The organism is Bombilactobacillus bombi (assembly GCF_013607485.1).
GTDB lineage: Bacteria > Bacillota > Bacilli > Lactobacillales > Lactobacillaceae > Bombilactobacillus > Bombilactobacillus bombi_A.
Genome location: NZ_SCHP01000047.1, coordinates 1 through 7,091, shown reverse-complemented (window position 1 = coordinate 7,091; position 7,091 = coordinate 1). Strand labels below are relative to the sequence as shown.

At 35.3% G+C, this 7,091-nt stretch carries 7 protein-coding genes and 2 tRNA genes; 3 read left to right on the top strand and 6 right to left on the bottom strand.

The features are described 5' to 3' along the window. Positions 1 to 765, top strand: a 765-nt coding sequence (locus tag EQ827_RS07150; RefSeq protein WP_181190314.1) for a hypothetical protein, incomplete at its 5' end; no start/stop codon positions are given. A 142-nt stretch (positions 766 to 907) separates the two neighbouring features. Here the strand turns inward: EQ827_RS07150 and EQ827_RS07145 are convergent. From EQ827_RS07145 to EQ827_RS07120, 6 genes are all read right to left on the bottom strand, one after another. Beyond that, positions 908 to 2,344 (bottom strand): O-antigen ligase family protein, encoded by a 1,437-nt coding sequence (locus EQ827_RS07145; RefSeq protein WP_181190313.1) that lies wholly within the window; start codon positions 2,342 to 2,344, stop codon positions 908 to 910. Between the two features lie 14 nt (positions 2,345 to 2,358). Then, a complete protein-coding gene (locus EQ827_RS07140) occupies positions 2,359 to 3,057 on the bottom strand; it encodes a GntR family transcriptional regulator (protein WP_181190312.1) in 699 nt (232 codons plus the stop codon). A 128-nt stretch (positions 3,058 to 3,185) separates the two neighbouring features. Continuing rightward, positions 3,186 to 3,257, bottom strand: a tRNA-Gln gene (locus EQ827_RS07135). Positions 3,258 to 3,261: 4 nt separating this feature from the next. After that, positions 3,262 to 3,344 (bottom strand) — tRNA-Tyr (locus tag EQ827_RS07130). Between the two features lie 95 nt (positions 3,345 to 3,439). After that, the gene (locus EQ827_RS07125; protein WP_181190311.1) at positions 3,440 to 4,924 is read right to left on the bottom strand and encodes a peptide MFS transporter; all 1,485 of its coding nucleotides are present in this window, start codon (positions 4,922 to 4,924) and stop codon (positions 3,440 to 3,442) included. A gap of 90 nt (positions 4,925 to 5,014) precedes the next feature. Continuing rightward, positions 5,015 to 5,635, bottom strand: coding sequence for a DNA-3-methyladenine glycosylase (locus tag EQ827_RS07120; protein WP_309109349.1), 621 nt, complete (start codon positions 5,633 to 5,635; stop codon positions 5,015 to 5,017). Between the two features lie 305 nt (positions 5,636 to 5,940). Here EQ827_RS07120 and EQ827_RS07115 point away from each other — a divergent pair, with 305 nt between their 5' ends. Together EQ827_RS07115 and EQ827_RS07110 are read left to right on the top strand one after the other, a co-directional pair. Then, positions 5,941 to 6,399, top strand: coding sequence for a GNAT family N-acetyltransferase (locus tag EQ827_RS07115; protein WP_181190310.1), 459 nt, complete (start codon positions 5,941 to 5,943; stop codon positions 6,397 to 6,399). Beyond that, positions 6,389 to 7,091: hypothetical protein (locus EQ827_RS07110; RefSeq protein WP_219912666.1), on the top strand; the 703-nt coding region annotated here is incomplete at its 3' end. The genes EQ827_RS07115 and EQ827_RS07110, both read left to right, overlap by 11 nt.

Below are 7,091 nucleotides of genomic sequence, written 5' to 3'. Positions count from 1 at the left end.
GCTCTTATTTTAGCGATTGGTAATTTTATTCGTCCTGATGCCATTGTTTATTTAGTACCCTATCTAGTTTATTTTTTCTTACAGTTACTCGCTCAGCCGCTAAAATTTTGGCGGCGCAATTTTGCTGGTTTTATCATTATTATTGCAGTCTTTACCTTTACAGGATCGATTTTGAGTACAGCTGTCAAAGTTAATCATATTAACGATGTCGGAATGATTAATCCTGATCCTTATAATCGATTAGCAGTTGGTTTGCACTTAGCTTCTAATGGGCGCTACAGCAATGATGTTAATAATCAAATTAAACAACTAACCCAAAAACAAAAATATACCCGGCCTCAAGCAAGCTTAAAAATCACTAAGGATAATTTACACACTTTAAGTCAAACCCGAAAAAGAGACTTATTGAACTTTTTTGCTTACAAACAAGCCTTATATGCTTTTGGGATTTTTGATGGTCTTAATTTTCCTTTAGGTTATTTTAGCAGCTATCATTCATTTTTATATAAGCTTTTAAGTTGGTTAAATAGCGGCTATATCCTAATAGTTTTTATTTTTGCTCTAGTGGGATTTTGGAAAACCGATTATCGTCAACAGCTTCTGAAAATTATCTTGCCTTTTATTATTTTTGTAGGGCTCTTTTCTAACATCTTTAATGAAGTTCAGTACCGCTATAGTTTTGCAATCCAACCCATAATTTTTATCCTTGCTAGCATTGGATTTAACTATCTTTTAAATAAAGTGCGCGCTAAAATTAATGTATAATAATGTCCTATATTTATAATTTTGATTTTAATAAGCATACTAATAAGGGGTGAGACACATGTATTTGTCTCACCCCTTATTAGTATCTATTTTTAAATTTAATACATACAACTAAACTCTTTTGATTCTTCATATTATACTATCAACCTATCGTCTCATTATTATAAAAGCGAGAATTAGAATAGGTCGTTGGCTCTTGCACCATGACTAATAAATAGGCACAAATAAAACTAAAATAAATATTAACCGCTGGTGCATTCAAAACATGACCGGCCAATACAGACATAAAAATACCAATGGCAATCGCTGCAAAATACAATAAATTTGTTTGAATATTACGACTAGTCCAATGCCTTAGAAGCTGAAAAGCTAGATATAAAAGACTCACTAACAAGGGTAAAATTACCACTATAAAGCCAATAATGCCAAATTGAAAGAATAAGTCGAACAAGTCCATTTCTACTGTACGTGGATGCTTTTTATAATTACTTCCATAGCCCATACCAAATAATTTTTGTATTAATGGTGCTTTGGCAAAATGACGACTATTGAAATTAAAATAATTAGTCCGACCACTTAGTAGTTTTGCCAAAAGAGGATTACTTAATTCATTATTAGATAATAAGAACCTCTCGTAATGATCTAGATGTTTTTTATGTCTAGATTTACGTAAAAGTTTTTTCTTGTTTAATTGGTTATTTTTAATGATCTTAGCCTGAATCACACTATTAGTATGCACAGGCGAAGCTGGATATACGACAGCAATACTTAACCCCAAGAGGCAAGTTATTAAAAAATTGATTTTTAAGCTTTTTTTAGCAATTTTAGAAAGTGACCAAAAGCGGTAAGCCAAAATTTGATAAATAAGGGCAAAAAAGAGACCAATTAACATGCCATAAAAACAGCTCTTAGTACCAACCATAATAATAGAAATGACAGATAAAACTACCCCAATCCAAGACCAAAACTGTCCTTGTTCTTGACTTTTTTGGAGAGCATATAAAATAACCAACGGAAAGGTAATCGCCAAAATAGCTCCCAATTCATTACCCGCATTAAACCAGCCAGTTTGTCCAACCTTGCCTTGGTCATAAGTGGCAAAGCCACTATTAGTTAGGCTTGCAGCAAGCATCACTACATTGACAATCATTTGGGCCCAATATATGACAGTAGGAATTAGTGCCTTAATTTGTTTGGCCCTTAAATTGCGAAATACATAATAAAAACCAATCAAAATAACTAGATAATGTACACTTTTAAAAATCGCCGAAAGCTCTGTAAAAGTTGCGAATACCGGCTTATTAAACTTGTTAACCACCAAATTAATAACTATTATAATAACCAACAATAAAAAATATTGCCACAAGTGGCGGTCAAACCAATTAGCTCGCGCTTTTGCAGCTAAGTTAATAAAATATAAAATTACGACTAACATTATTGCTCTTACCACAACTCCTACTGTTAAGCCAAAGTGTGGTAATAGTTTAACTTGCCAGCCAGTAATTACATCTAAGAGCGGCTGGATAAGAAGATAAAGTACTAGCAAAACACTAAACTTGTTTAAATTAATCTTTTTCAAAATGAAAACTCCAATTATCTTTCTAGGTAAAACTCAAAGCGATCCCCCACATATTGTGATCTCACATATTCAAAAGGGCGCCCATCACTTAACATTGTAACCTGTCGTAAGCGTAAAATAGAAGAGCCTTTTTTAATCTTTAATAATTCTGAAACTTTTTCTGAAGACAGCATTGCTGAAACAGTTTGAGAAGCATGACCTAAGCTATAGCCTTTTTTCTCTAAAGCATGATATAACGATTTTACTACTTCAGCGCGACTAATGCCTGCTACAATTTCGGCAGGTATTGAAGTAATATCAAAACAAATAGGCACCTCATCAGCCAAACGTATCCGTTCCATACGCAGTATTTTCTGGTCAGCAGCCACCTTTAACTGTTCCTGTTCACTCAAGCTAGGATCCGCAAAATAATAGGAAACTAATTTGCTTGCTGGCTTTTTCCCTTGGGCAATCATAATATCCGTAAAACTAGTCGTACCGGTCATTTTTTCCTGTACCTTTTGACTAGCAATATAAGTTCCAGATCCGACCTTTCTTTGCAATATCCCTTCATCAACCAAAGTTTGAATAGCTTGGCGAATAGTCATGCGGCTAACTTCAAACTGTTGTGCCAAAGTACGTTCTGAAGGAATACGCTGTCCAATATGCCATTTGTTTTCAGCAATTGCTTGTTTAATTTGATTGTGGATTTGGACATAGATTGGTTCTTGCATGTATATCCCCCTCACTTTGACCACAGTAATTATAAATTGCACATAGACACAATTCATTTTAAATTAAAACATCCATTAAGTCGACCCTTTTTACAACAAAAAAGCTGAAACTTACGTTTCAGCTAGAATTGGGTTAGCTGGATTCGAACCAGCGCATAATGGAGTCAAAGTCCATTGCCTTACCACTTGGCTATAACCCAATAATGGAAGGGAGTGGATTCGAACCACCGAACCCGAAGGAGCGGATTTACAGTCCGCCGCGTTTAGCCAGACTTCGCTACCCTTCCAAAAAATATTAACTTAAGAACAATAAATATAATAATAAATTTTCAGAGAATTTGCAACCCTTAATTTAAAATTCTTAAATAATATTTTTAAAAAACTAATTTACACCGGCCATTAACTTTTCAATTTTGGGCGTTAAAATTAACAAAATAACCGCAAAAGCGATAGCTACAATACCAGTTACTCCAAAATAAGCCATTTCATGTCCAGGATAAAACTGTACGACTTTGGCATTTATTGCCTGTCCGGCAGCATCTGCCAAGAACCACATACTCATCATCTCTGAAGAAAAAGCCTTCGGTGCCAGTTTAGTTGTCACTGATAACCCAATTGGAGAAATTAACATTTCCCCGACTTCCACAATTCCCCAACTTAAAACTAACCACCAAGGGCTAACTTTGCCGCCGTGATTACCCATCAGAGGAATTAATAAGACTAAATAAGAACAGCCTGTAACTACTAACCCAATCCAGAATTTAGCTGGTGAAGATGGTTGTTTTTTGCCTAACTTAGTCCATAACCATGCAAAAATTGGTGTATACAAGACTATAAACAAAGGATTTAAGGATTGGAACCAGCTTGGAACTAATTTATCCAAATGTAGGCCTAAGAAGTTGAGATTAACAGTTAGTTGGGTATTGTTAGCTACAAATAAGCCTAGAACTGTTGAACCCTGTTCTTCAATTGCCCAAAAAATTACCGCAGCTACAAACAACGCAATATAGGCGCGCACACGCGATTTTTCAACCTTGGTTACTTTCTTGCTAGACAAAATAATAACAAAGTAAGCAATCGGCAAAGCCACACCTAAAATAGTAAATAAGGAAATGATATTAGTTAAGTTAACAGCATGTAAGGCAAATAAAATTGCAAAAAGCACAATCACAATTACTGCACAAATGCCTACGCGTTTATATAGACGCTTTAACTCACTTTCTGTCAATGGATCAGGTGCTTTCAAACTAACATCAGGAAGATATTTTTTGCCTTGGAAATAATAAGTAATTAACCCAAAGAACATTCCAATGGCGGCTAAAGAAAAACCTACATGGAAATTAAAGGATTTCCATGCCTGTCCCACAACAATAGGTGCAAGCAAAGAACCTATATTAATTCCCATAACAAAAATACTAAAACCAGCATCCCGGCGGGGATCATCCTCACTATAAAGTCCACCAACCATTTCAGAAACATTAGGTTTCAATAAGCCTGTACCAATAGTAATGAACAAAATTGATAAGTACAGTGTTGGTCGACCCATTGGTAAGGACAAAAAGATATGTCCAAACATAATCAAAACCCCGCCCCAAAAAACAGTGCGACGGCTGCCCAATAGGCGGTCACTAATAAATCCACCCAGAACACTAGTCATATAAACTAAGGAACCATAAATCGACATCACAGAAACGGCCGTAACTTGATCAAAACCCAAGCCACCACGGCTAACAGCATAGTACATATAGTATAGTAAAATAGCACGCATGCCATAATAACTGAATCTTTCCCAAAATTCAGTCATAAACAAAGTCGATAAACCATATGGCTGACCGAAAAACTTCTTTTCCTTGTCTTTTGTAGTCATTAACACTTCTCCTAAACATTAAATAATGATATTTAATTTTAATATTTATTAGAGTAAAAGTCAAAAAAGCCCACCTGCTGAAGCAGCATCTTAACGCCAGCCGTACTTATCTAAATCATATTCTCCCTTTTTCATACCTGAAACATAAGGATTATGAGCAACATAAAATCTTAACGGCCGCATTTGCCAGCTGCCAACACTAACATTAATTCTAGGAGACGCAATAATTTTTCGCGGTTGTTGAATCCGCTTCGAAGAAATACTTAGGGGCGAAGCTGTTAATGGCTGTAAATTTAAATCTAAGGAATTAATCCCCAATGCAGCCATTAGTTTACCCGGACCATTAGTAAGATTAAAATCACCTTGTGGGCGATTTTTCTGCATAATTAAAAGGCCTCTAGTTGGCTGTAAAGCTCGAATTAAAATTCCTTGGGGCTCATCCAATTCCTGGGTAGCAATATCTAACATATAATGGCCATAAATTGAATAAATATAGATTGTACCTGCAGCTGCATAAAGTGCTTCATTGGCCGAAGTCCGGCGACCGCCAAAGGAATGAGCAGCGCTATCTTTAACACCCATATAAGCTTCTGCTTCCACAATAAGCCCTCCTACAGGTCCCTTCGAGGATTGATATAATAGTTCATGTCCTAATAAATGCTGAGTAATGACGTCAGTTGTGGCCGCTGCAAAAAAATTATTGTCGATCATCATCATACCTTCTTATATGATAAAATAAATTAGGAGATGGATTATGAAAATAAAATTAGAAAGAATTTATAACCTTGCAATTGATACTGACAGTTTTCGAATTCTAATTGATTAAATATAACCACTTCGAAAACAAATATTTCCACGAATCACAAAATAATAAGCACACACCTGAACTTTTTAAGCTCCTAAAAGTTTATAAAGAAGCCCTCACTGCTATTTCTGAATGGAACAAAAGATATCTACAATAATCACTCAGTTGTGTCTAATCATTTTATCAAAAAACAAAGGGAGTAAACAGCAAAATGAAAATATTAACTTCTAATTCCATTGATTCTGATGTTTATCGTGACAGTTTAAGCATTCGCGAAAAAGTCTTTGTCGCTGAACAAAAAGTTCCTCAAGAACTTGAAATTGATCAGTACGAAAATAAATGCACTTACTATGTTCTCTATCGCGAACGAAAACCAGTTGCTACAACACGTTTTTATACCACTGAAGATAACGGCTGGCATATTCAACGCGTAGCTGTCTTAAAACCCTATCGCCGTCAGGGTTATGCTCAACAATTATTATTATATATTGAAGACCAAGCTCAAAAAGCCCACATTGATTATTTGACTTTAGGTGCTCAAGATCAAGCTCAAGGTTTTTATAGTAAATTAGGATTTGTCGTTCAAGGACCACAATTCTTAGATGCTGGAATCAAACATCACAAAATGGTTAAATATTTACACAATAAAGGAGAAAACCATGAAGCGTAACCATCAAAAAATCAATCCAAATAATTACCCTCAAGCAAATTTTAACCATACATCTGGGAATTATCCTCCACAAGCTAACAATAATCAAAATACAGTCCCTAATTACAGTACTAATAACCAGTATCAAAATACACCTCCAGCCGCAGTGCCAAATAATTACCCCCAAAACACCGCGTCACCAGAAAATTCTGCTCCTTATTCTTCCTATAATAATTATTCAGTCAATCCAGCCCAAAATGCTTACGCTCAACCTCGCAACAGTCAAGATACTATTTATAATAACCAAAATAATCAATATCAAAGTAAGCCAACGCCACCAACTAGCCAAAACGACTATCAAACACCTTCTCCGTCATCTTCCACCAATAATTATAATTATTACTCCAGTAACTCAGCAACACCGAATGTACAGCCAAATCAGGCTCCACAAGCAAATACGAGAAATTATTATTCGCCCACAAATCCTGCCCCAAATAATTATCCCCAAACATATAACGAACAATCAGCCAATTATAATCAATATCAAAATAATCAATCTTTATCAACTAATCAAAACAGCTATCAACAAGCTTGGAAGCCCCAAGATAATCAATATCAAAATAATTACAATACTGTTAATCAACCTCAACCGCCTAATCCTGTTAATTATGGCAATGCCTATCAAAATAATGGTACATATAATCAGCCAATTG

Excerpts from the sequence above, each read along its gene's own strand:
- EQ827_RS07140 (WP_181190312.1), bottom strand. The coding sequence starts at position 3,057 with ATGCAAGAACCAATCTATGTCCAAATCCACAATCAAATTAAACAAGCA.
- EQ827_RS07115 (WP_181190310.1), top strand. The coding sequence starts at position 5,941 with ATGAAAATATTAACTTCTAATTCCATTGATTCTGATGTTTATCGTGAC.
- EQ827_RS07125 (WP_181190311.1), bottom strand. The coding sequence starts at position 4,924 with ATGACTACAAAAGACAAGGAAAAGAAGTTTTTCGGTCAGCCATATGGT.
- EQ827_RS07120 (WP_309109349.1), bottom strand. The coding sequence starts at position 5,635 with ATGATCGACAATAATTTTTTTGCAGCGGCCACAACTGACGTCATTACT.